Raw genomic sequence first — 26,808 nt, 5'->3', positions numbered from 1 at the left:
CTAAGCAGCTAATATTTCACAACTAAGTTGCGACCATAAATCAATGCTTCAACACCCTATTTATTGAAATTCAGATTCACTAAGCATCGATTGAAAACATCACCAATAAAGACTTCACTGAACTTTTATGATCAAATAAATGGTCATTGCTGAATTTAAATCGATATATTGAAATAATTATTTCATCAATAATATTATTATGTTAAAGCAAATATTTTTTAATTTTTAAATAAAATATTTATATCGAAATATATTAATCGACGATCCCATACGCCATTAATTTTCCTTTATCCTGTATATATTATTGTTATCAATTGAAAGGAAAAATTAGTATCATCAACCCTCTCATTAATAAATCTTGTACACTGAACTAACATTAATTGTTGTATTTTTATTTAATGAAATGGATGAGTACTGAAATTTTAGTCATTAAGGCTGACAACAGTGAAAAGCAAACTGCCCACATTTGTTGAGTTATACCGCCAATTAGTTGCCATACCATCAATTAGTTCTATAGATGCAAGACGTGATCTAAGTAATGAAACATTAATTAATCTACTGGCAGAATGGCTTACGACGCTAGGTGGTAAAATAACCATTCAACCTGTCCAGATAGCCGCCATAAATTCAATTTACTGGCTACTTTTGGCCAAGGAGAGGCTGGATTACTACTTTGTTGGCATACTGATATGGTTCCTTTTGATGACGGGCGCTGGACAAAATATCCTTTCCAATTAACGGAATATAACGACAAGTTATATGGTTTAGGCACCGCGGATATGAAAGGTTTTTTCGCTTTTATTATTGATACTTTACGCAATGTCGATATTGATCAGTTACAGCATCCCATCTATATTCTAGCAACCGCTGATGAAGAAACCACCATGGCCGGAGCACATTATTTTGCTGCAACTGCTGAAATTCAGCCTGAATTAGCAATTATTGGTGAACCAACTTCATTGCGACCCATTCTCGCTCATAAGGGGCATATTGCCAATGCCATTCGTATTACCAGTCAATCTGGCCATTCAAGTGATCCGGAACAGGGTATCAATGCGATTGAGTTAATGCATGAAACTATTAGTCAGTTAATCATGCTTAGAAATAGACTAAAAACCAATTACCATAACAAGGCATTTGATATTCCCTACCCAACAATGAATTTTGGACATATTCATGGTGGTGATGCAGTAAATCGAATTTGTGGGTGTTGCGAATTACATATCGATATTCGCCCACTACCTGGGTCTGTCACTAAAAAATTTGGATGAATTGTTACATGCCGCACTTAAACCGATTAAACATCGTTGGCCGGGTCGCTTAACTATCGAGGAACTTCATCCGCCTATTTCCGGTTTTGAATGCCCTGTAAATCATAAAATGCTGAAAATAATTGAAAATTTATTAGATAAGAAAGCTAAAACCGTTAATTATTGCACCGAAGCACCCTTTATTCAAACGCGATGCCCAACATTAATATTAGAGCCAGGTTCGATAGAGCAGGCTCACCAACCTGATAAATTTATTGAACTTAAATATATAAAACCGACAATTGAATTACTTTCACAAATGATATCCCATTTTTGCTTGAAAAAATAAACCACTAAATAGAGAATAAAATAAGACCAGCTCTATCTTTTTTTCGATTACCACACCATGATTGTGCTTTAATAGCACCCAGTTTGCACAAAAATAGTGCAATTTATTATTCGATTTATGATTATTTACTAATAAATCATTAAAAAAGCATTTATTATCAATTATGAAAATTTGGCATGATTTTCGCATAATGAATAATTAACTATAGTAAAACTTTTTGGCGCTATGTTCAAAATAGGATCCAATCAGGAGAATCTTTATGTCTGTTGAGCATGTTTTATCCATGATCAAAGAACACCATGTTAAATATATTGATCTACGCTTTACCGATACCAGAGGTAAAGAACAACATATTACTATCCCTGCTCACCAAATTAACCAAGATTTCTTTGAAGAAGGTAAAATGTTTGACGGTTCGTCAATTGCTGGTTGGAAAGGAATTAATGAGTCAGATATGATGCTTATGCCTGATCCAGAGACAGCAGTATTAGATCCTTTTTTTAGTGATTCAACCTTAATTATTCGCTGTGATATCCTAGAGCCCCACACTCATCAGGGCTACTAACGAGATCCACGTTCAATTTCTAAACGCGCCGAAAATTTCTTACGTAGTAGCAGTATTGCAGATACGATATTATTTGGACCTGAGCCTGAATTCTTTGTGTTTGACGATATTCGCTTTAGTAACAATATTTCTGGTGCTTATTATCATATCAATGATGTTGAAGCAGCCTGGAATTCTAGCGCACATTATGAAGATGGCAGAAGATGGCAATAAAGGTCATCGGCCAAGCATTAAAGGTGGTTATTTTCCAGTCCCTCCCGTTGACTCTTCACAAAATATGCGCTCCGCTATGTGTTCCACCATGGACAAAATGGGATTAATTGTCGAAGCACACCACCATGAAGTTGCCACCGCAGACCAAAACGAGGTTGCTACCCGTTTTAATACCATGACTAAAAAGGCCGATGAAACACAAATATACAAATACGTGGTGCACAATATTGCCCATTCTTTTGGTAAAACAGCAACATTTATGCCAAAACCACTAGTGGGTGATAATGGCTCTGGTATGCACTGTTATATGTCACTGGAAAAAAATGGCAGCAACTTGTTTGCCGGTGATAAATATGGCGGGCTATCTGAAATGGCACTTTATTATATTGGCGGTATTATTAAACATGCGCGAGCTTTAAATGCCTTTACTAATCCAACCACCAATTCTTATAAGCGTCTGGTGCCAGGTTTTGAAGCACCAATAATGTTGGCTTATTCCGCACGTAATCGTTCAGCTTCTATTCGCATTCCAATCGTTGTTAATCCTAGAGCATCGCGTATTGAGGTTCATTTCCCAGACCCGGCTACCAATCCGTACTTAGCCTTTACAGCACAATTGATGGCCGGTCTCGATGGAATTATTAATAAAATTCATCTGGGTGAAGCAATGGATAAAAATTTATATGATTTACCCGCAGAAGAAGCACAAGAGATCCCAACCGTTGCCAGTTCACTGGAAGAAGCGCTACAGGCATTAGATGCTGACCGGGAATTTTTGAAGCAGGGTGAAGTATTTACTGACGAAACGATCGACGCTTATATCAACTTATTAAAAGATGATGTTCAACGTATTAGGATAGCGCCTCACCCATTAGAGTTTGAAATATACTACAGCGTTTGATAAGCTATTCTCCGCTGAGTATTTTTGTTGTGTTGTAATATTTACCTCATCTTTTGATGAGGTTTTTTCTGCATAATAATTGAACAAAAACTCTTGGTTTATACTCAAATATGTTAATATGCACTAAAAACGTGTAGGAGTAAGACCAAGTGAAAATTTACCAATTGGCGATCATATTTTAGATTGTTTATTGTATAATGTTCTATTACTCGATAATGAACTCATTATCCATTACGCTAATCATGGCTAGCCACCAATAGCTAGCTAAAAAAAATTACTAGGTACACCGGTACTGTTTGATTATTGTTCGCTTAATATGGATTTAATGCAAAAAAAATCTAAGCTTTACCGATAATGACGTTATTCTGGTTATTAATAATCACTCTTATATCGTGACTATCAGTGCGCAGCCCATTTCCCCATGCTTTATTTTGCTAGAATTTTCGCCAGTCAATCACCATCGCCGTTTAGATCAAGAACAATCATTACAAAGCGTATCACGTTACTTAATCCGTACTTTAGCTCATGAGATAAAAAAACCCATTAGGTGGTTTACGTGGAGCAGCTCAGCTGTTAGCCAAAACCCTTTCTAATTCTGATCAGTTGGAATATACCCGGGTTATTATTGAGCAGGCGGATCGCTTGCGTAATTTAGTTGATCGTCTACTTGACCCCCTAACATCCTGGCGCAAAAACAAAATAGAATATTCATCAAGTTGTTGAGCGTACTTACCATTTAATATCGCTTACGCTACCGGAAAATATTAAATTAATAAAAGACTATGATCCCAGTTTAACTGAGTTTCCACACTATCCGGAACAAATTGAACAGATATTACTCAATTTAAGCCAAAACGCAATACAAGCAATGGAAGAAAACGGAGGAACCTTGACTATATACGGACTCGCACCGCATTTCAAGTGACGTTACATGGAAAAACGTATCGACTTGCTGCCCGGATCGATATTGAAGATAATGGTCCAGGCATCCCGTCACAGATACAAGATACGCTGTTCTATCCCAGGGTCAATCATCGTAAAGGTAGCAATGGCTTAGGACTCTCAATCGCACAAAATATTATTGACCAGCATGCTGGCAGGATCGAATTTTCCAGTTGGCCTGGCCGTACACAATTTTCGATTTATCTTCCTATTAAGAATTAGGTAACTGATATGCAAAAAGGTAAGGTGTGGATCGTTGATGATGATAATGCCATTCGTTGGGTTTTAGAACGAGCGTTAAATAATGCTAGCATTGAATGTCGGAGTTTTGAAGATATTCAAAGTATACTGGCTGCATTAGAGAAAACCTGTCCGGATGTTTTAATCTCTGATATCTATATGCCAGAAAACAATGGATTATCATTACTAATACGACTTAAACAAAGTTATCCTAAATTACCGATTATCATTAAGACTGCCCATTCAGATCTCAATACCGCAGTTAATGCCTACCAACAAGGTGCTTTTGATTACTTGCCAAAACCTTTCGATATTGACGAAACGATATCGTTGGTTGAACGCGCACTTAATTATTATCACAGTCAACAATCGAATAGCGGAGCAAATTCTTTTCCGACCGCTCCTGTCACCAAGATTATAGGTGAAGCACCAGCCATGCAGGAAGTTTATCGAATTATCGGTCGCTTATCCCGCTCCTCGATTAGTGTACTTATTAATGGTGAGTCAGGCACTGGTAAAGAGTTAATTGCGGATGCACTTCATCGCCATAGCCCTAAAGCAGCAGGGCCTTTTATTACGTTAAATATGGCGGGCTATCCCTAAAGATCTGATTGAATCTGAGTTATTTGGTCATGAAAAAGGCGCTTTTACTGGCGCCAGCCAGGTCAGGCAAGGGAGCTTCGAACAAGCGCATGGTGGTTCACTTTTCCTCGATGAAATTGGTGACATGCTACTTGATATTCAAACCCGCCTTTTACGCGTATTGGCTGAAAGCCAGTTTTATCGGGTTGGTGGTTATACACCGATTGAAGTTGATGTCCGTATTATTGCCGCAACCCACCAATGCCTTAAGCAATTGGTACAAGAAGGCAAATTTAGAGAAGATCTCTTTCATCGCCTCAATGTGATCCGCATTCAGCTTCCACCATTGCGTGAACGGACTGCAGATATTCCACATTTGGCCAGCCATTTTTTACGCCAAACAGCACAAGAACTTGGCGTAGATAGCAAAATTTTGGCGCCACAGACAGAAATTATCTTAATGTCTTTACCTTGGACGGGTAATGTACGCCAGTTAGAAAATGTCTGTCGTTGGCTCACAGTGATGTCTTCCAGCCAAGTAATATTGCCGCAAGATTTGCCAAGCGATTTGCAACAAAATCAACAATTTCTCTATTCGCCTAAAAAGAAACCTGCTGCAAATAACGAAATATGGCTTGATCCACTTGCCAATTGGACAAAAACCACACTCGAAAATAATAAACAGGATTTACTACAGGAAGTTTTACCGCAGATTGAACGTACAATCCTTGGATGCACTTTAATCCATACCAAAGGCCATAAACAAGAAGCCGCTCGCTTACTGGGCGGGGTGAGAAATACTATTACTCGTAAATTGAAAGAATTTGGTATTGGGTAGTAAAAAAGAGCTGAAATGTACAGCTAGACTATCCTCTGTAACCAACTAAATCACACGTGAAAATTGACGTTGACGCATTTGGTTACGCAAATAAATATCAAAACACATACATATATTACGGATTAATAATCGACCTTTAGGGGTAATTTGTAGCTGTCTTTGACCAACATTCACCAAACCATCTGCTATCATCGGTTGTAATAACTGTAAATCAGCAGAAAAATAATTTTTAAAATCAATTTGATAGCAATCTTCAATTTGACCATAATCTAAATGAAAATTGCAGATTAAAGTTTTAATGACATCACGTCTAATACAGTCATCTTGTGTCAAAGATAAACCTTTCCACAATGCATGTTGATGATTTTCAATGGCCTGATAGTAGGCGCTTAAATCTTTTTGATTTTGTGCATAATGATCGCCTAACATGCTAATTGCTGACACGCCAAGTCCGAGTAGATCACAGTTTTGCTGAGCGGTATAGCCCTGAAAATTACGATGTAAAACCCCATTACGTTGTGCAATAGCCAGTTCGTCGTTAGGTTTAGCAAAATGATCCATACCAATAAATTGGTAACCATTTTGTGTCAAGGTGAAAATCGTTTGCTGCAAAATAGCCAGTTTTTGTTCCGCTGTAGGTAAATGTTGCGGTTTTATTTTGCGTTGTGCAGCAAACAGAGCCGGTAAATGGGCATAGTTAAACACACTTAAACGATCAGGCGAAAGGGCTAATACTCGCTCTAAAGTAAAAGCAAACGTTTCCGCTGTCTGTTTCGGTAAACCATAAATCAAATCAATACTGGTAGAACTAAACCCCGCGTCTCTGGCACGTTGAATCAAAGCGAAAATAAAATCTTCATCCTGCTGGCGGTTAACTAAATGCTGTACCTGTTTATTAAAATCCTGTACGCCCATACTCAAGCGGTTAAAACCCTCGTAGCGCAAGTGATCAATAACATCCAATTTTATTTCTCGCGGATCAATTTCAATTGATATTTCGGCATCGGTAGCAAAATGAAAATGTGATTTCAACATTGCCAATAGTTGACTGATCTGGGATTTACTCAAATAGGTTGGTGTCCCACCGCCCCAGTGCATTTGGATAACAGTTCGATTAGTAAATAATTTCGCTTGTTCTATGATCTCTTTTGCTAAAACCAGCAGATAGTTATCTACTTTATGTTTATGCCGAGTCACCAACTTATTACAACCACAGAAATAACACAGCTTACGACAAAACGGAATGTGTACATAAAGAGACAGCGGTCTGTCAGGATAGCGACTGGCAGCAATAGCAAAATCACTATCACTGTAGTGTTGATTAAATTCTAATGCAGTAGGATAAGATGTATATCTGGGCCCAGCATAGTTATATTTTTGAATAAGGGAAAGATCCCAAATAATACCCTGCTTTGACATATTTTTATCCTTCAATAATAACTATCTGCTATCTTATAGCCAGACTCACATTACTATATTTGTTGCTACTATCTTAACTGATGAGAGATTATCTTAAGATGATATAAATGGGATAATAATCCAATTAACAAAACTATTTAAGATCAGTAATATTGATAATCAAAGATAATTATTGATAAGTTATTTATGATTAATCAGTAATAAATATTACTATTTTATCAGGCAATAACACCCATTTTTGATATTAAATAGTTATGAAACAAACAATGCTTACTTCCCTTTCAAAAACCGCATAATATCATCTGGTTTATCATCATCTTCTTCGTCATCAAGCTCAATACCAACTATTTTCAGCAAAGTATCAATGCGATCCAATTTACTATAAACATAAGTCATTTCATCTTTGGCCAATTTTTTACCTTCTTCAAGATCAGTTAATAATGCGGCCAGACGTTCATCATTTTCCAATAATACCAACTCTTCTGCGGGTGATAATATTGATTTTTCTACCTTATTTATTTTTTGCTTGTTGGTATTTAAGGTTTTTTCTTCTTTATCATTAATAAGTAGAGGGATCGGTTTCTTACTACCAATGCGCGGATCTTTCTCCATTGATGGATAATTGTTATTTTGTACGTCAGATCTTTCTTGATAACGATTACTACCTGCCTATATGGCCACGTTTTTTTCTGTTTTTTTCGTTCACGACTGGCTAAATTTAGCGATTCACGATTTTTTTCATCTTATTAGCTGCTTTTTTCTTATACTCCGACATAACGGGTTTCTCTCATTGCTGATTTTCAATTCTATCTTTAACACAATAATATGATATGTGGATGACTTATACTAAATACGGTAAAATTAGAATAAATAAAAACTTCGATATAATAATTATCGAAGTAATGTAAATAAATTATTCAGTTATTTATTAATGCTATTACACATCAACCAAAATAATTTTTGCAATAAATAACAGCGAAACAATAACAACTGCCAAACCAATCTCACGCCAACGTCCTGTCCCTATTTTCATGACACAGTAAGCAATAAAACCTAACGCGATACCTGCAGTGATGGAAAAACTAAAAGGCATCATAACCGCTGTGATAAAAGCGGGTACTGACTCGGTTAAATCATGCCACGCAACACGTGTTAGACTCGATGTCATTAAGACACCAACATAGATCAGTGCGCCAGCTGTTGCATAGGCGGGTACCATACTAGCTAGCGGTGAAATAAAAATAGCGCGCCAACTACAATTGTGGTTAATCCAGTACGTCCACCTATAGCAACCCCAGAGCTACTTTCAATATAGGCAGTTACTGAAGATATTACGATTGCGCTGCCTGCGACCGAACTTAAACTATCAACATAAAGCGCCTGTTTCATCTGCGGAAATTTACCTGTCTTATCAGCCAAACCCGCTTTATCGGTAACACCAATTAAAGTTCCTGAAGAATCAAAAAGGTTAATCAGCATGAAAGAGAAAATAATACCAGACAAAGCAATATCTAGTGAGCCAATCATATCAACATGTCTAACAACCGTCATGATGCTAGGTGGTAGCGCAAAAACACCATTATATTGGACATCACCGATAATCATCCCAATCAGCGTGGTGATCACAATAGAAACAAGCACCGCAGCATGAATATTGCGCGCCGCTAACACGACAATGATAAAAAATCCCAAGATCCCCAACAACACATTCGATTGGGAAAAATTACCAATCGCCACCAGGGTATCTGGATTAGCAACAATAATGCCAACATTTTTCAATCCCATCATGGCAATAAATAAACCAATACCATTAGTAATACCAACCCGTAAGCTTAAAGGGATATGCGCAATGATCCAATAACGAATATGAAAAAGCGTTAAAAGAAATAAACCAACTGCTCCCCAGAAAATTGCTCCCATCGCCACTTACCAGGAATAGCCCCCATAGCACCAACAAAAGCAAAAAAGGCATTTAATCCCATCACAGGAGCAACAGCAACCGGTAAATTGGCGACGATCCCCATCATAATACTACCTAGCGCTGCAACCAGGCAGGTAGTGACAAAAACAGCTTTAATATCCATTCCCGCCATTGATAGAATTTGCGAGTTAACAAAAACGATATAAACCATTGTAAAAAACGTCGTCAATCCGGCAATGATTTCTGTTTGAACTGTTGTGCCATGTTTATGTAATTTAAACATGCGCTGGAGTAGACTCTGTTGTCTGATCGGATCTGTATTGTTCATATATTTAGCCTAATAAAAAATTTTTTTGCTCTATACTACAATAAAATTAATCCAAATAGTTAATTATAAAACAGAAAAAAGAAAACAATATCTGACATAATAATGCGAATGAATATTCAACACAGTCATTACATTGAAATGATGCTTCGTGGAATCAAAAAGAGAGTGAATAAATACCTACAAATAAATCACCCATGTTACCAATCTTTCATTTACCTCTAAAAGGCATAAGATAGAATAACGGACATTAGAAATAAACCAACTGATTTGGTTGCTTGCCTGATAATATAGCCTGTGACGACCGATTTTTTCTAAACGACATAAGATTTGATTTGCTATTATCTCAAGTGAAAAGCACATAATGAAATAGATTAAAGCAACAAATAGAAAAACTTCCATTGGATAAATCATTTCTCGATTATTTATTTGAGTGGCTAAAAATGATAATTCTGCCACTCCCACAATATAAGCCAATGAAGTATCTTTAATTAATTCAATCCACTGATTAATAAAAGAGGGGATCATCATCCGTAACGCTTATGGTAGTATAATATTCCACAATACCGCCCAACGGGTAAAACCTAGCGACATTCCCGCTTGCCATTGCCCTTGACCTATAGCCAAAATACCTGCTTTTACTCCATGCGCTAAATAAGCTGATGTGATCAAAACTAAAGCACAAATTACGATCGTCAATTCAGGAATATCCGTACCTAGTAAAACAGGTAATAAAAAGTAACTCCAGAAAATTAACATGATGACAGGTATAGCCCGAAAAAAACCTAACACAGCTGCCAGTAAATTTGCCCACCAGCAATACCTAGAAAAATAGAGATACTTCCTGCTAATAAATTTATTAACAGAGTCAGTGCTGCACCTTCTAAAGGGCCATCAGGAAATATACCAAATAACAGATAGCGCCAATTTTCAGCAATCACTGTAAAATCCATGTTAATATCCCTTTTAATAGACGCTGCTGACGCCATTGTCTCCAAGCTTCCATCAAGGCAATATAAAGAATTGTCGCCACACCAAAAGCCGTAAAGGTTTGTAAACTTTGACTTTCAATCTGACGAACAACATAAGAAAGTTCAGCAACACCAATTGCCATGGTTAGGGAAGAATTTTTTACAATATTCATATACTACCCCAATAAAGGCGGCATCGCGATTTTTAGCGCTTGGGGTAAAACAACATAACGCATGGCTTGCCAGCCAGATAAACCTAATGCTAATGCAGCAAATTTTTGTCCTTGATTTACACCATAAATACTGGCTCTTAATTCTTCAGCAATAAAAGGCGTAGAGTAGAGAGTTAAACCAATCACACCTGCCAAAAATTCAAATGATGGCCATGCGAGCTTAATATCGAGAATTGCCAGCTGATGTGGTGTATTTAGCCATTGCATAACTGATTCTGGTAATATCGTTCCAGCAGCAAAGTACCCAAAAAAAAAACTGTATTAATAATGGCGTATTACGAAATAGTGAAATATAACTAATTGCTAACCAACGTAAAAATGCGGTATGGCTATCTCTAGCAGCAACGACGACAAACCCTAGTAGGGTTGAGACGACTATGGCACAAAATGAGATCCAAATAGTAATGAGTAAGCCCTGCCAAATCCAATCAAGATATTCAGGGGCTAATAGCTGGGTAGAGAAAAAATGTTCAAACATTTATGCAACCTATCTATGATGAAGGCACTCATTTAGGTATTTTTATTAAAAATAATATTTTTTACTTTTCTAATAGTGCAAATTTAAAATCACCACGAGATAGTGCTGCTTTAGTTTCTGAACCAAGCCAACGATTATAAATTATTTCTGCTTGACCATTTTTTTCTAATTTCAATAAAGTATTATTTACCGCTTTAATCAAATTCGTTTCACCTTTAGCGGCTGCTAATGCCTGATATTCACGTGTAAGACTGAAAGGTGAGATATCATAATCTGCTTTAATTTTTGCCGGTAGTTCCCCAATAAACCAATCGTTTGGCATCATCTTGCGTAATAGCTTGTACATTGCCATTTCGTAATGCAGCAAAAGCAAGCGGGGTGTCATCGTAAGATATTACTTTAGTATTAGGATAGCGTTCACGTAGAGTAACTTCCTGCACGGTTCCTTTATCTGCACCGATACGCAAAGGAATAATATCATCAGCGGTTTTAATACCCCAATACGTGCGATAAATTTCTGCCCAGTAGCAAAATCAGGAATTGAAAACTCAACTTGTTTAGCACGTTCGTTGGTGATGGTAAAATTAGCACCGATCAGATCCACTTTACCTACTGTCAATAGCGGTATTCGGTTCGCTGGATTAGTTGGACGCAATACTAATTTAACACCAAAATCTTTAGCAATTGCTTCTGCAATATCAATATCATAACCCCCCAATTTTTTAGTTTTAGCATCAATAAAACCAAAGGGAGGATTACTATCAAAAACAGCAATACGGATCACACCGGCTTTTTTGATACTTTCCAATTTATCTGCTTTTGCCAACCCTGTAACCAAGGCTAATATGACAGATAATACAGTTGCAATAAGATTGAATTTCTTCACTATTACCTTTTACTGTCAATTTTTTGTATATTTATGTTTATTCGAGTCAAATTATCAATTCATAGTTAGAACATGAAATAATATAAAAATCTATGGTTATTCCAAAAGGGAATAACCATGAACTAAAAAATAAACATTTGATAATCGCTGAAAAGCGTGTTAATGACTACCCTTAGTTAGCATTTTTTCTACAAAATCCCCACCTAAATGACGAAAATCTTGTCCTTTTAAATAATAGAAAATAAATTCACAAATGTTTTGGCAACGATCACCTATTTGTTTAATAGAGCGCGCGCAAAACAACGCTGTTAATACACTAGGAATAGTGCGAGGATCTTCCATCATATAAGTCATCAATTGGCGAACAATACCTTCATACTCTTCATCAACCTTTTTATCTTCCATATAAACGCCAATTGCCGCATCCAGATCCATACGGACAAACGCATCCAACATATTATGTAACATTTGAATAGTATGCCCGCCTAAAGCTTCCAGACTAACAAGTAACGATTGATATTGCTCAGAAAATTTTTCCAATGCAACCTCACAAATCTTATCAGCCACACATCGCCAATACGTTCAAGCTCAGCAATGGTTTTTCAAATCGCCACAATTAAACGTAAATCACTGGCAGTCGGTTGCTGCTTAGCAATAATGCGCTCGCAAGCCTCATCAATCGCCACTTCCATCATATTGACTTTTTGATCATCCTATATCACTTTTTTTGCCAAATTCTGATCTCGGTTATGTAAAGCTTCAATGGCATTTTTAAGTTGTTCTTCTACCAACCCACCCATTTTCATTAATTCAGTGCGAATATGCTCCAACTCAGCATTAAACTGGCCAGAAATATGTTTGTTGTAATTCAGATTATCCATGGTAATATCCTATATTAACCGTAGCGGCCAGTAATATAATCCTCAGTCTGTTTTACTGTAGGTGTGGTAAACAAAGTATCTGTATCATTAAATTCAATCAGCTCGCCTAAATACATAAATGCTGTGTAGTCGGAGCAACTTGCTGCATATTATCTGTGACCATTACCACGGTATATCCCGATTTCAGTTCACTTATCAACTCCTCAATACGTCCTGTTGAGATAGGCTCAAGTGCTGAACAAGGCTCATCTAATAGTAATATTTCTGGCCGGATCGCAATACCCCACGAGCAATGCATAACCGTTGCTGCTGACCGCCTGATAAACTATAACCACTATGCGAAAGTTTATCTTTTGTTTCATCCCAAAGGGCAGCTTTAGTTAACGCCTATTGAACATATTTCATCCATTTCAGCGCGAGAAAGTTTTTCAAATAAACGCACCCCAAAACAATATTGTCATAGATTGACATCGGAAATGGAATGGTGTCGGTTTTTGAAAAACCATACCTACTCTGGCGCGCAATAACGCAATATCTTGTTCATCGGTCAAAATATTAGTGCCATCCAACAAAATTTTACCTTCTGCCATGTCATCAACTTTAATCATCAATTTATCTCTTAAGTTTGTCATCTGTTACTAAAGAACTAATATTTTTTCTTGACAAATAATACACACGCTAAGATATTGATTAACAATACACATAAAGTAATCAATAAAACACCTGCCCAAGCTAATTGATACCATTCTGAGAATGGACTCATCGTAAATTTAAATATGGTTACTGGAAGGTTAGCAATCGGTTCACTGAGATCTGTACTCCAGAACTGATTGGAAAGTGAAGTAAACAACAAAGGCGCAGTCTCACCAGTAATTCTCGCAATGGCGACTAATACTCCGGTAATAATTCCTGAAAAAGAGGCTTTTAAGATGATTGATAAAATCATTTTCCATTTTGGTGCACCTAAAGCATAAGCAGCCTCACGTAAATTATCTGGCACCAGTTTTAGCATATTTTCCGTTGTTCGAATAACAATCGGGATCTGTAACAAGGCCAAAGCAATAACACCTGCCCAACCAGAAAAATGCTGCATTCTGGCAACGATAATCATACAAACGAATAATCCAACCACAATTGATGGCGCAGACAGCAAAATATCATTAATAAAACGAATTATTTCTGCTAGCCAAGAACGACGTCCATATTCGTCCAAATAAATACCCGCCATAATACCAAGGGGTGTGCCTAACACCGTAGCCCATAAAACCAGCAAACCACTACCTACAATTGCATTGGCTAATCCACCACCGGTAGAATTTGGTGGTGGCGTCATTTCAGTAAATAAACTCCAGGACATGCCTTCAACCCCTTTGGTTAATGTTGTAAACAAGATCCAAATTAACCAAAATAGACCAAATGCCATGGTGATCATCGAGAGCAACAGTGCAATCCAATTTTTTTGTCTCCGCTATGCCTGACGACGTTGACGTTGTTTAATATCAATATTATATCAATAGTTTTTGTTGTATCTGCCGTCACCTTGTTAGCGCCCTTCATTTTTCGCTAAACGCATAATCATCAATTTAGAAAACGCAAGCACGATAAAAGTAATAACAAATAAAATTAAGCCTAACTCCATTAATGCAGGGGTATGTAATCCACTTTCCGCTTCAGCAAACTCATTTGCCAACGCAGAGGTAATACTATTTCCTGGCATGAAAAATGAAAGTGACTGCCATTGTTTCCCCTAAAGCTCGCCCTAACCCTAACATCACACCGCCGATCAAACCATTACGCGTATATGGTAATACAATATGCCAGATAACTTCGCAAGTTGTGCAGCCAATACCATAAGCAGATTCTTTCATCATAACTGGGGTCTGCTCAAAAACATCCCGCATCACTAAAGCAATATAAGGAATAATCATAATTGCCAGGATCACGTCAGCAGCTAAGATGACTATACTTAAAGCCGGGTCTGCAAATAATTCACCAATAATTGGTACACCTGCCAAAACGTTACCAATCGGCTCTTGAAAATAAGTGGTAAATAATGGTGCAAAAACAAACAATCCCCACATGCCATAAACAATACTCGGTATGGCCGCTAATAATTCAATCGCAATACCTAACGGTCGCTTTAACCAATTTGGTGATAATTCTGTTAAGAATAAAGCAATCCCAAAACTGACAGGCACTGCAATGATCAATGCAATTAACGACGTTACTACCGTGCCATAAATGGTCACTAGCGCACCAAATTCCTGGGCAGGAATATCCCAATCCTTTGACCAAAGAAATGAAAAGCCAAATTTTTCGATACTTGGCCACGATGCAATAATCAAAGAAATAATAATTCCACTTAACATTAATAGTGTAATAATTAGTGCAACTAGTTTAACGAGAGCACCAAAAATAATATCGCCTTTTTTTCCCGGTGCTTTATATGTCGTTAACTTCTCAGATATTGTTTTTTCTCATTTTAATCCCATTATATAACAAGGGGATAATCGTTCATTTATAATAGAGCGCGATTTTTGCTATCAGCTGATGCCACGCTCAATTCAATATACAGGATTACCATTAGCGTCTTTTATATTGCTTTTCCATGCCGCCCTAATATGGGCCACCACTTCGTTCGGCAAGGTAGCATAATCCAAAGCCTTAGCCTGTTAATCGCCTTTATCGTATGCCCAGTCAAAGAGGGCCAATATTGCTTTTGCCTTCTCAATATTTTTTTGTTCTTTATGTAATAAAATAAAAGTAGCAGAAGTAATTGGCCAGACATTTTGTCCTACCTGATTAGTCAGATCTTGTGCAAAGTTTTTAGTCCAATCAACTTTTTTAGCAGCGGCACTAAAACTATTCGCTGTTGGCGACACCGCTTCTCCATCGGCAGAAATTAATTTGGTATAAGCTAATTTGTTCTGTTTAGCGTAAGCATATTCTAAATAACCAATAGCACCAGGTAGACGTTGAACAAAGGCAGCAACGCCTTCATTACCTTTTCCAGCAATGCCAGTTGGCCACCTAACCGTAGAACCAGTACCAATCTTATTTTTCCAATCAGCATTCACCTTAGCCAGATAGCTGGTAAAAACAAAAGTCGTTCCTGAACCATCAGCACGGCGAACAACGGTAATATTTTGTGCCGGCAATGCTAAACCTGGATTTAATTCAACAATTTTGGGGTCATTCCATTTTTTAATGTTACCTAAATAAATATTAGCCAATGTTTTACCATCTAATATCAATTGCTCAGATTGAATACCTGAAATATTGATTGTTGGAACAACACCACCAATCACAGTTGGAAATTGAATGAGTCCTTCTCGATTGAGTTTTTCATCACTTAAAGGCGCATCTGAAGCACCGAAATCGACTGTTTTAGCTATAATCTGTTTTAACACCACCGGATGAACCAATCCACTGGTAGTTAATCTGATCGCCCGTCTGTTTTTGGTAACTATCTGCCCATTTTGCATAAACCGGTGCGGGAAATGTAGCTCCAGCGCCAGTAAGGCTTGTTGCCGCAAAAGCTGACATGGCTGTCAAAGAAAACATGGCTATGATATTAACGATGATAGAACGCATCAATTTCATAATCTCTCCTATTTAAGATGAAAGAGAAACAAATTACTCTGTTAATTGTAGCGAGTTAAAAAATATGAAGAAAAAATAGGTTAGTTAGATGACAGAAAGATGTATTATTTATGACAGTTTTATGACTGTTAAATAAATAATCAATTTATTTAACAATATAGCCTTATATATCGATATAATAAATTTTCAAAATCAAATAATTATATGATTTCATAAAATATAATAAAATTTCCGTTAAATTACGGCTAAATAAAAATATAGATTTTTATTTTTCCATTAATGGTAAAGTTGCCCGTATAGATAACCCTCCCCGTTTACTTTTATCTATAATAATTTCACCATCATGAGCATCAATAATTCGGCGAATAATTGCTAATCCTAGTCCTGTACCACCATTACTTCTTGCCCTTTCACCTTGCACAAAAGGTTGAAAAAGATGTTGAATACTTTCTTTTTTAATTCCTGCGCCATCATCCTCAACCTGAAACCAGGCATGATCTTTTATCACACCACTACTGACTTTTACCCAACCATTTCCATAGCGGAGGGCGTTAACCAGCATATTGGTTACTGCTCGTTTAATAGCAATTACATTAGCATTAATAATGATAGGTGATGAACTAATCTGCGTCTCAATATTAGACAGGAAACTACTCTCAGCATTAACAGCTTCAAGTAGGACTTTGTTTAAGTCACAAAACTCCATGTTCATTTCCCTGCCTGTACATATATAGTCCATGAACTGCCCAATGATGGCATTACACTCTTCAATATCTTTATTAATTGATTCTGCTAGATATTGATCCTTTTCATTCATCATTTCTGTCGCTAAACGGATCCGTGTTAACGGAGTTCTCAAATCATGACTCACGCCTGCCATTAATATCGTTCTATCATTTTCTAGCATTTTTATTCCTGACGACATAAGATTAAAAGCGCGGATGACATAACGTATTTCTAATGAACCTTCTTCCTTGATTGCTGGAACCATGACACCTTTTCCCATTTGCTTGGCATAGCTTTCTAATACAAATAATGGTCTAGTCTGATAACGAATATAAAGCCATGTAACAGCAAAAATGGTTAAAAAAATAACCAATGTATAACGAAATACAACGGCGAACTGATTCTGTCCTATTTCAGTTAAAGGCGGTCGTATCCAAACATTTGGGGCAAGATAAGAGTTTAACCATAAAAAAGGATGCTCTTTGGCAATTTCAAGACGAACATCCGCCTTGCCACCCATGTATTCTGCCATCTGCTGGCTTAATTCCTCATAATGTCTTGCCCAACGTAAGATTTTTGCCATGGTACGCGGCTCAGTATAAAAATTAATACCCAGTTCTTTATAGATTTTCTTCTTAAATGATGGAGGCATTAAAATTATATTTCCATCTTGCAATTCAATTTTCTCTGTTAATAACGTATGCATTTCATAGGCTAATACTTTATTAAGCTGCTGAAGACTCGGCATTACAACAAAATTAAGCACAACTAAATAGCTGGTGACTAAACTAGCAAACAGTAAAGTAACAATAACAAATAATGAACGAGAAAACGGGTTACGTCTGGAAAAACGCAATCGTTTCATGCTTTACTACCATCTGGTACAAATACATAACCCAACCCCCAAACCGTTTGAATATAACGTGGATGAGTAGGATCATCCTCAATCATTCGACGTAGACGTGAAATCTGCACGTCTATCGAACGCTCCATCGCACTATATTCACGCCCTCGAGCAAGACTCATCAATTTATCACGAGATAGAGGCTCACGTGGATAAGAGACCAGCACTTTTAAAACCGCAAACTCACCACTGGTTAATGGCATAGACTCATCATCTTGAAACATTTCCCTTGTTCCTAGATTTAGTTTGAACTTACCAAATCGAATTACCGCCTCGTCCTGTGCCGGCGCACCTGGCAACTCATTTGCTTGACGTCGTAATACGGCACGAATACGAGCCATTAATTCTCTAGGATTAAACGGTTTGGGTATATAATCATCCGCCCCAATTTCTAATCCAACAATCCGATCTACTTCTTCACCTTTTGCCGTTACCATAATAATTGGAATAGGATTATTTTGACTTCTTAAACGACGGCAAATAGATAAGCCATCTTCACCAGGTAACATCAAATCCAGTACAATCAAATGAATAGATTCACGCGTCAAAATACGATCCATTTGCTCCGCATTGGCGGTACTACGAACTTGAAAACCCTGTTCAGTTAAATAACGTTCCAGTAAAGAGCGCAAACGCATATCATCATCCACAACAACAATTTTATAATTTTCTTGCATTTTTTGACTCCACAAATATTTTTAAGATCCCTATATAGTGTCTTAATAACAAATAAGATAATAATAATAATATAACTAATTCCTATTAGGCTTTTTTAGATTAATATTTACATTTTATTGATTTTTTTAATTTTATATCATTCACAACTCAATTCCTTGATAATTAATTTCCAATATCCAATAAGTAATAATACCATTTGGCGTATTCACCGTAACTTCATCATCAATTTGTTTACCTAATAATTCCCTTGCCACTGGTGAAATAATAGAAATCCATTTTTTAGCCGGACTAAATTCATCTGGCCCAACTAAACGAAAAACTTTAATACCACCATTTTCATCTTGTAGTTTTACCAAAGCCCCAAAATAAACTCTACCTTCCTGCCGAGGATCGGGATCAACTATTTTTAATACTTCAAGACGTTTAGATAAAAATCGAATACGTCGATCAATTTCTCGTAATCGCTTTTTATCATAAATATACTCTGCATTCTCTGAACGATCACCAAGCGCCGCTGCCTCTGATACAGCTTGAGTGACTTTTGGCCGCTCCTCACGCCAAAGAAACTTCAACTCTTGTTCTAGGTTGTCCCACCCTTCACGAGTAATATAATTATTTTTCACAATAAAAACTCAGTATGATTAACCTTAATTTAAACTAATTACTATATATAATTCATAAAAAGTTTTCGTTCACTACATCAAGTTCTAATATCCAAATATAATGTTAACTGGAAATTATTATTTTCAACACGTATAAATGCGCACATAAGTCGTTAATTACGTCCTATTTAAGTATTGAAGAAACTAAAATGATGAATAAATCCTTAAGCAAAATTATTGCGCATGAATTAGATACAACGCCAGCGTAAATACTTTCAGCCATTACATTACTTGATGAAGGAAATACTGTTCCTTTTATTGCACGTTACCGTAAAGAAGTCACAGTAGGACTCGATGATAACCAGCTACGTAAACTTGAAACACTTTTAAGTTACTTACGTGAATTAAACGAACGCCGCCAAACTATCCTAAAATCGATTAATGAACAAGGAAAGCTTACGACTGAACTTTCTCAAGCAATTAATAACACTTTTCTCGAAGATTCTACTTACCCTATAAACCAAATCGTAGGACACGGGGCCAAATAGCGATTGAAGCTGGCTTAGAGCTACTTGCAAAGCGGTTATGGAATGAGCCCCAACATATACCAGAACAGATAGCTGAAACCTTTATTGATCCACAAAAAAATATTAATGACACTAAAGCTGCACTCGATGGTGCTCGTTATATTTTAATGGAACGCTTTGCTGAAGATGCAAATTTACTTAGCAAAATTCGTGATTATTTGTAGAAAAATGCCCATTTAACGGCCAAAATTATTGAAGGTAAAGAAACCATAGGTGCAAAATTTAGCGACTATTTTGATCACCATGAGCTTATTTCGCAGATTCCATCCCACCGTGCACTTGCTATGTTTTGTGGCCGTAACGAGGGTATTTTACAATTATCACTTAATGCCGATCCGCAATTTGAATCACCACCAAAAGAAAGTTATTGTGAAGAAATTATTACCCAACACTTTGGCTTACATTTAAATAATGCACCAGCAGATAAATGGCGAAAAGCCGTTATCAGTTGGACATGGCGAGTTAAAATTCTGTTACATCTTGAAACAGAATTGATGGGCACCTTACGTGAAAAAGCAGAAGAAGAGGCGATTCATGTTTTCGCCCGTAATCTACGTGACCTTTTGATGGTAGCGCCTGGTGGTATGCATACCACCATGGGATTAGATCCCGGTTTACACACTGGCGTCAAAGTTGCTATTGTTGATGCGACAGGCAAACTCATTACTACAGACACGATTTATCCTCACACCGGACAAGCAACAAAATCTGCAACGACTATTGCATCCTTATGTGGGAAATATAAAGTCGCCTTGGTTGCTATTGGTAATGGTACTGCCTCACGTGAAACTGAACGCTTTTTTGCTACAGTTAAAAAACCGTACCCGCAAATTACCGCTCAGAAAGTAATCGTTAGTGAATCTGGCGCTTCAGTTTACTCGGCATCTGAGTTAGCGGCTCAAGAATTTCTAGCACTCGATGTCTCTTTACGTGGCAAGTCTCTATTGCCCGCCGTTTACAAGATCCACTAGCCGAATTAGTAAAAATTGATCCCAAATCAATTGGTGTTGGTCAATACCAACATGATGTTAACCAAACTTTACTAGCTAAAAAATTGACAGCGGTAGTTGAAGATTGTGTAAACTCAGTCGGTGTTGATCTAAATACCGCCTCTGTTGCTCTTCTTTCACATATTGCAGGACTAAGTAAAACGATTGCCTAAAATGTCGTTAATTGGCGTAACGAACACGGGCGCTTTAATGACCGCAAACAACTATTGGAAGTTACACGTCTCGGACAAAAGCTTTTGAGCAGTGCCCAGGCTTTTTACGCATTATGGCAGGGAATAATCCTCTCGATGCCTCAACAGTTCATCCTGAAGCTTATCCGATCGTAGAAAAAATTTTATTAACCACTAAGCAACCCTTAAAAACGGTTATGAGTAACACTAGCGTGCTTAATAATCTCAAACCAGAATTGTTTACTACAGACAAATTTGGTATTCCGACGGTAAATGATATTTTAAAACAAGTTAGAAAAACCTGGACGAGACCCGCGGCCAGAATTTAAAACAGCCACTTTTATCGATGCCATTGAAACCATGGAAGATCTTAAAGTAGGTATGATATTAGAAGGTTCGGTGACAAATATGACCAATTTTGGTGCGTTTGTCGATATAGGTGTTCATCAGGATAGTTTAGTACACATTTCCTCCCTGTCCGATAAATTTATTAAAGATCCTCATTCTCTAGTCAAAGCAGGGGATATTATCACCGTTAAAGTCATCGATATTGATTTAAACCGTAAACGAATTACATTAAGCATGCGTCTGGATGAGAAAACAGCAGATAGGCCATAACAACATCGTAATAAGGCACAGACAGACAAAAATGCCTCCTCAGCCAGTTCAACTAAAACATCCCAACGCAACAATACGCTATTCGTTAATAGTGTAATGGGTGATGCGCTGGCGGCAGCACTCAATAAAAAGCTCTAATTGTTAATATATATTATATAGTTAATAGTTTGATCTAACATTAGACTATTAGCATATTCAATTTTAGAAAATGGTTATTTTTAATAAAAACTAATGAATTAACACTAATTTTGATGTTAATACTTTACTCTCTAGAGAACTATTGATCAATATCAATTGCTGTCATTTAAAAAAAGCGCTAAATTAATTCGAGTAGCATATAATGATGATTATCATTATTAATATGAGAATTATAATATTTTTCATTAATTTTACTATTCGTCTGGTACCCATTTGCGGTATCTTTGTTTTTTTGGCTCTAGAGTGGAAGTGTCTATGTCAATTCTTCCTAATCATCGATACAAAATTGTCGGATTTTCAGCAGAAATAAATCCAGCTTACCGTCAAAAGTTACTTTCTTTAGGTATGTTACCTGGATCTTTTTTTAACGTTATTCGTATAGCGCCGCTTGGTGATCCTATTCAAATCGAAACTCGCCGTATGAATTTGATCTTAAGAAAAAAAGATCTTGCGTTATTAAATTTGGACGATACCGGCAACCAAGCGGTATAAAAATATTTTTATGATAACTAAATAGCCTATTGCATATTACTCATCTGACACCAAAACTATGAAACCATTAACTATTGGCCTTATTGGCAACCCTAACGCCGGTAAAACGACACTCTTTAATCAATTAACAGGCGCTCGCCAACGTGTTGGCAACTGGTCTGGTGTCACTATTGAACGAAAGGCTGGCCGCTTTGCAACCTCGGAATATGATATTGAATTAGTTGACCTGCCTGGCACCTATTCACTAACCACTATTTCAGAACAGACCTCACTTGATGAGCAAATTGCCTGTCATTTCATCCTAAGTGGCGAAGCGGATATGTTGATAAATGTTATCGATGCCGCTAACCTCGAGCGTAATCTTTATATAACATTACAACTTATTGAATTCCCTGTGTGCCTTGTATTGTCGCGCTTAATATGTTGGATATTGCCGAAAACCAAAATATTCATATTAATATTGATGAACTTCAAACACGCCTGGGTTGCCCTGTTATCCCTCTAGTCTCGACTCGCGCAAAAGGTATTAGCAAATTAAAACAAGCGATTAATAAAAATAGTAATAATCTTATTTCAACCCTCATCCGCTATCCCGATTTTTTGCTCACCGAAGTGGGAAATTTAACTCAAATTATCGACCATAATAAATTCAATCATCAACAGCGCCGTTGGCTAGCATTACAAATCTTAGAAGGTGATATATATAGCCTGGAACGTGCCGCTATTTCCACTGATAAATTAGATAAAATTAGAACCCATTTACAATCTCAACAACAAGAAGAGCCTGAGCTCATCATCGCTGATGCCCGCTATCAAACTATTGCCACCCTTTGCGAAGTAGTTATTAATACTGAAACGGCAAAACCGAATGCCTTAACGCAATTTATTGATAACATAGTACTTAATCGATGGTTTGGGGTACCGATATTTCTTTTTATCATGTATTTGATGTTCATACTTGCTATTAATATTGGTGGTGCAATACAACCGCTCTTTGAAGGTGGCTCAGAAGCCATTTTCATCCATGGAATTCAATGGATTGGCTATACTTTTAACTTTCCACAATGGTTGACGGTTTTCCTTGCCCAAGGGGTAGGTGGTGGTATCAACACTGTTTTGCCATTAGTTCCCCAAATTAGTTTAATGTATTTATTCCTTTCTGTATTGGAAGACTCAGGTTATATGGCACGCGCAGCATTTGTCATGGATAGACTGATGCAAGCACTAGGTCTGCCTGGTAAATCTTTTGTTCCTTTGATTGTCGGTTTTGGCTGTAATGTGCCTGCTATTATGGGTGCAAGGACACTAGATACTCCTCGTGAACGATTAATCACCGTTTTAATGGCGCCTTTTATGTCTTGTGGCGCCAGGCTAGCTATTTTTGCTGTCTTTGCGGCCGCTTTTTTTGGCAAAAATGGCGCAAATATTGTTTTTTCTCTTTATTTATTAGGTATTGTTATTGCTATCCTAACCGGGTTGTTATTGAAATATACTGTTGCACGAGGCGTATCCTCCCCTTTTATCATGGAATTACCGGTTTACCATGTACCACACTTAAAAACATTACTATTACAGACCTGGCAAAGATTGAAAGGCTTTGTCTTAAGAGCGGGAAAAGTAATTATTATTGCCAGTATGATTATCGGGGCGCTTAATAGTTTTTCTTTGTCCGGTAAAGTCGTTGATAATATTAACCAATCAGCATTAGCGTCAGTAAGTAAAACCGTTACCCCGTTACTGAAACCTATCGGTATCAATGATGATAATTGGCAAGCAACCGTTGGACTTATTACGGGCGCATTAGCTAAAGAAGTGGTTGTCGGCACATTAAATACACTGTACACCGCCGAAAATATTACTCAAACACCTTTTAATACCGAGCAATTTAATCCGTTAGATGAATTAGAAGATGCAGTTAATGAAATTTGGGATAGTCTAAAAGAAACATTCAGTTTAAGTGTCTTATCCAATCCTATTGAAGCAAGTAAAGGTGATAGTGATATGGATAGCAGTACAATGGGCGCTATGGCAGCACGATTTGGCTCGTCTTTATCAGCCTATAGTTATCTAATCTTTGTTCTACTTTATGTGCCTTGCATTTCTGTATTAGGGGCCATTGCCCGTGAAACGAATCGAAACTGGATGACATTTTCTATTCTATGGGGCTTGAATGTTGCTTATTCGGTTTCTGCCTTGTTCTACCAAATAGCCACTTTCTCACAACATCCACAATATAGCGCATGGATTATTGGGATGCTCATGGTGTTTAACTTACTGTTAATCGCATTGTTGCGCCATTCACGTAAACGCATAACACTAAAACTCCATCATAATGTCCATAAATGTAACCACAACCAAAGTGGTTCATGCCACTAGAGGTAATGAGATGATTAGTTTATTGCAAGTCAGAGATATGGTTGCGCTGTATGGCAGAACGGATGCTTACCAAATTAGTCAGAAATTCTCTGCTTCATTACCCATGATTGAGGCTATGTTAGATAAATTAGCGGCCATGGGAAAATTAGAGCAAATTGATCAATCATCCTGTTTAACGGTCCATAGTTGTAAGCAATGTCCCGAAATAAAAAAGTGTAACCTAAAAATTTATCAAGTTACTTCTCTCTAATTTATGCAATTAAGCGAGAATTTATTAAAATTATCGCTTAATTGATTAGTATAAAGAATGTTTTTGCTTTTATTCTGACTCCCGATATTCATTTCTCCAATTGACCCGAAAAATTGACTAACAATTGAATAAACTGATTAGGATGAGAAATAAAAGGGGCATGGGCGGCATGTTTTATTACCACCGAAGTCGAATCAGGTAACCATTTATCCAACATTGGTACTATTTTTTTTGGTACTAAGCTATCAAGGTCACCATAAATACGCAAAAAAGGTTTATTTAACGTTAATAAAGATTGCCGTAGATCAGTTGTTCGCAAAATTTCCAAACCTGCGTTTAATACGGCAACAGAGGGTAACGGCTGCTCTAGTATGATCGATTTTAATAATCGTATATCGCCATTAGCTGTTTTAGTGCCTAATGTTTGCAATACAAGAAAACGTTCTACTGTACGATGAAAATCAACCTGTAATTGTTGTTCAAACCCCTTAAGTACAGTAGGTTTAATGCCTGGCCAATTTTCTTGTTGTCCAAAACAGGGCGATGAAGCCACTGTTATTAAACCGGCTATTTCAGCTTGATGGTTAAGTGAGATGATACTAGCAATCAGTCCGCCTAACGACCAACCTAACCAAATAGTCTGCTTGGGCGCTTTCTGCCAAATTACCTCTGCCATTTGTTGTAGCGACATCGGTGGAAAAAGATTACTACGACCATAGCCAGGTAAGTCAACTAGATGGAGACGAAAATGAGAACCACATTCCACTTCAATGGTACGCCAAACTTCTGCATTCAATCCCCATCCGTGCAATAGCACAATATCTTGTTTTCCTTTACCCAACTGCTGCCAAAACAGTGTCGTCATAGTGATTCTCTCATTATACGTATAAAAAAGGACATCATTATGTTAACAATGGTTGGGTATTGTTGGTTATGCCATCAAACACTAAAATATCGCTCTCATGGCATTTGTCACTACTGTTTAAAGCGTTTGCCTTATCTAAAACGAGTTTGTCATCGCTGCGCTTTACCCGTTAAACAATTCACCCTTGCTTGCGGTCGCTGCTTACAAACTCCACCCGATTGGCACACAATCTTGTCGCCATTACTCCTTACATACCACCATTAAGCAAGCTAATACAGCAGTACAAATATGAAAAGATAACGCAAATCGCCTTTATCCTTGCACGCTTATTTCTACTCTATTGGCAACAAGGATATCGCCAACAACGCTGGCGTAAACTAGATATCATAATAGCGATCCCACTTCATCATAGTAAAAGTAAACATTGGCAACGTGGATTTAATCAAGCCAGTTTAATAGCAACTCAATTAGCTTATTGGTTAAGATGCCCATTTCAAACTAATTCAATTATTCGCACTCGTGCTACACTACCGCAAACTCAACTTTCTGCTAAAAAACGGACTCAAAATCTTAGTAAAGCTTTTAGGGTAAAAAAATCGTTTCAAGATTGCCGTATTGCCGTATTGCCGTATTGCCGTATTGCCGTATTGCCGTATTGCCGTATTTGACGATGTCATTACAACAGGAACAACAATGAATGAAGTTGCTAAGTTGCTGATTAGTGCTGGCGCAAAT

General features: G+C 37.2%; 9 protein-coding genes and 16 pseudogenes. 10 read left to right on the top strand and 15 right to left on the bottom strand.

The window, feature by feature from the left end; translation table 11 throughout:
* The first annotated feature begins 444 nt into the window (after nucleotides 1–444).
* The 4 pseudogenes from argE to glnG all read left to right on the top strand — a co-directional run bounded on the left by argE (nucleotide 445) and on the right by glnG (nucleotide 5,880).
* Nucleotides 445–1,599, top strand: a pseudogene (argE, locus tag ARADI_RS15735) (acetylornithine deacetylase).
* Between the two features lie 259 nt (nucleotides 1,600–1,858).
* Nucleotides 1,859–3,278, top strand: a pseudogene (glnA, locus tag ARADI_RS15730) (glutamate--ammonia ligase).
* 163 nt (nucleotides 3,279–3,441) lie between these two features.
* Nucleotides 3,442–4,442 (top strand): annotated as a pseudogene (gene glnL / locus ARADI_RS15725) (nitrogen regulation protein NR(II)).
* A gap of 9 nt (nucleotides 4,443–4,451) precedes the next feature.
* A pseudogene (gene glnG / locus ARADI_RS15720) lies at nucleotides 4,452–5,880 on the top strand (nitrogen regulation protein NR(I)).
* A gap of 45 nt (nucleotides 5,881–5,925) precedes the next feature.
* Here glnG and hemN read toward each other — a convergent pair.
* From hemN to greB, 14 genes and pseudogenes are all read right to left on the bottom strand, one after another.
* Nucleotides 5,926–7,299, bottom strand: a complete 1,374-nt coding sequence (gene hemN / locus ARADI_RS15715) for an oxygen-independent coproporphyrinogen III oxidase (protein WP_119712628.1) — start codon at nucleotides 7,297–7,299, stop codon at nucleotides 5,926–5,928.
* A 270-nt stretch (nucleotides 7,300–7,569) separates the two neighbouring features.
* Nucleotides 7,570–7,947 (bottom strand): annotated as a pseudogene (yihI, locus tag ARADI_RS15710) (Der GTPase-activating protein YihI); the annotation flags it as partial.
* A 289-nt stretch (nucleotides 7,948–8,236) separates the two neighbouring features.
* Nucleotides 8,237–9,548 (bottom strand): annotated as a pseudogene (locus ARADI_RS15705) (NCS2 family permease).
* A 177-nt stretch (nucleotides 9,549–9,725) separates the two neighbouring features.
* Nucleotides 9,726–10,498 (bottom strand): annotated as a pseudogene (locus tag ARADI_RS15700) (amino acid ABC transporter permease).
* Nucleotides 10,483–11,227 (bottom strand): annotated as a pseudogene (locus ARADI_RS15695) (amino acid ABC transporter permease). The pseudogenes ARADI_RS15700 and ARADI_RS15695 overlap by 16 nt, the downstream one beginning before the upstream one ends.
* Before the next feature lie 61 nt (nucleotides 11,228–11,288).
* Nucleotides 11,289–12,113, bottom strand: a pseudogene (locus tag ARADI_RS15690) (transporter substrate-binding domain-containing protein).
* A 159-nt stretch (nucleotides 12,114–12,272) separates the two neighbouring features.
* Nucleotides 12,273–12,994, bottom strand: a pseudogene (gene phoU / locus ARADI_RS15685) (phosphate signaling complex protein PhoU).
* A gap of 14 nt (nucleotides 12,995–13,008) precedes the next feature.
* Nucleotides 13,009–13,590: pseudogene (locus ARADI_RS15680) on the bottom strand (phosphate ABC transporter ATP-binding protein); the annotation flags it as partial.
* A gap of 50 nt (nucleotides 13,591–13,640) precedes the next feature.
* Nucleotides 13,641–14,498 (bottom strand): annotated as a pseudogene (gene pstA, locus ARADI_RS15675) (phosphate ABC transporter permease PstA).
* A gap of 39 nt (nucleotides 14,499–14,537) precedes the next feature.
* Nucleotides 14,538–15,462 (bottom strand): annotated as a pseudogene (gene pstC / locus ARADI_RS15670) (phosphate ABC transporter permease PstC).
* 96 nt (nucleotides 15,463–15,558) lie between these two features.
* Nucleotides 15,559–16,597, bottom strand: a pseudogene (gene pstS, locus ARADI_RS15665) (phosphate ABC transporter substrate-binding protein PstS).
* Between the two features lie 265 nt (nucleotides 16,598–16,862).
* Entirely contained in the window at nucleotides 16,863–18,188 is a 1,326-nt protein-coding gene (envZ, locus tag ARADI_RS15660) for a two-component system sensor histidine kinase EnvZ (protein ID WP_119712627.1), read from the bottom strand.
* Nucleotides 18,185–18,904 carry an osmolarity response regulator transcription factor OmpR gene (ompR, locus tag ARADI_RS15655; protein WP_119712626.1) on the bottom strand — a complete coding sequence of 240 codons (720 nt, stop codon included), beginning with the start codon at nucleotides 18,902–18,904 and terminating at the stop codon, nucleotides 18,185–18,187. The genes envZ and ompR overlap by 4 nt, the downstream gene beginning before the upstream one ends.
* 141 nt (nucleotides 18,905–19,045) lie before the next feature.
* On the bottom strand, nucleotides 19,046–19,531 hold the full coding sequence (gene greB / locus ARADI_RS15650; RefSeq protein WP_119712625.1) for a transcription elongation factor GreB: 486 nt from the start codon (nucleotides 19,529–19,531) through the stop codon (nucleotides 19,046–19,048).
* A gap of 245 nt (nucleotides 19,532–19,776) precedes the next feature.
* Here greB and ARADI_RS15645 point away from each other — a divergent pair.
* From ARADI_RS15645 to ARADI_RS15630, 4 genes and pseudogenes are all read left to right on the top strand, one after another.
* Nucleotides 19,777–22,030: pseudogene (locus ARADI_RS15645) on the top strand (Tex family protein).
* A gap of 315 nt (nucleotides 22,031–22,345) precedes the next feature.
* Nucleotides 22,346–22,582 (top strand): ferrous iron transporter A, encoded by a 237-nt coding sequence (gene feoA, locus ARADI_RS15640; protein WP_119712624.1) that lies wholly within the window; start codon nucleotides 22,346–22,348, stop codon nucleotides 22,580–22,582.
* Between the two features lie 58 nt (nucleotides 22,583–22,640).
* Nucleotides 22,641–24,958, top strand: a pseudogene (feoB, locus tag ARADI_RS15635) (Fe(2+) transporter permease subunit FeoB).
* A gap of 10 nt (nucleotides 24,959–24,968) precedes the next feature.
* Nucleotides 24,969–25,208: a FeoC-like transcriptional regulator gene (locus ARADI_RS15630; RefSeq protein ID WP_119712623.1), complete on the top strand. Its 240-nt coding sequence runs from the start codon at nucleotides 24,969–24,971 to the stop codon at nucleotides 25,206–25,208.
* A gap of 88 nt (nucleotides 25,209–25,296) precedes the next feature.
* Here ARADI_RS15630 and bioH read toward each other — a convergent pair whose 3' ends face one another.
* The gene (bioH, locus tag ARADI_RS15625; RefSeq protein ID WP_119712622.1) at nucleotides 25,297–26,073 is read right to left on the bottom strand and encodes a pimeloyl-ACP methyl ester esterase BioH; all 777 of its coding nucleotides are present in this window, start codon (nucleotides 26,071–26,073) and stop codon (nucleotides 25,297–25,299) included.
* A gap of 39 nt (nucleotides 26,074–26,112) precedes the next feature.
* Between bioH and ARADI_RS19100 the strand changes: the two genes are divergently transcribed.
* Both ARADI_RS19100 and ARADI_RS19095 read left to right on the top strand, forming a co-directional pair.
* The gene (locus tag ARADI_RS19100; protein WP_369407060.1) at nucleotides 26,113–26,337 is read left to right on the top strand and encodes a double zinc ribbon domain-containing protein; all 225 of its coding nucleotides are present in this window, start codon (nucleotides 26,113–26,115) and stop codon (nucleotides 26,335–26,337) included.
* Entirely contained in the window at nucleotides 26,292–26,741 is a 450-nt protein-coding gene (locus ARADI_RS19095; protein WP_238149549.1) for a phosphoribosyltransferase, read from the top strand. Before ARADI_RS19100 ends, ARADI_RS19095 begins: the two co-directional genes overlap by 46 nt.
* The last annotated feature ends 67 nt before the right edge of the window (nucleotides 26,742–26,808 follow it).

This window comes from Arsenophonus endosymbiont of Aleurodicus floccissimus (genome assembly GCF_900343025.1).
Classification (GTDB): Bacteria; Pseudomonadota; Gammaproteobacteria; order Enterobacterales; family Enterobacteriaceae; genus Arsenophonus.
Note: the sequence above shows the minus strand (reverse complement) of the source record. Positions and strands in the feature narration are given on the sequence as shown.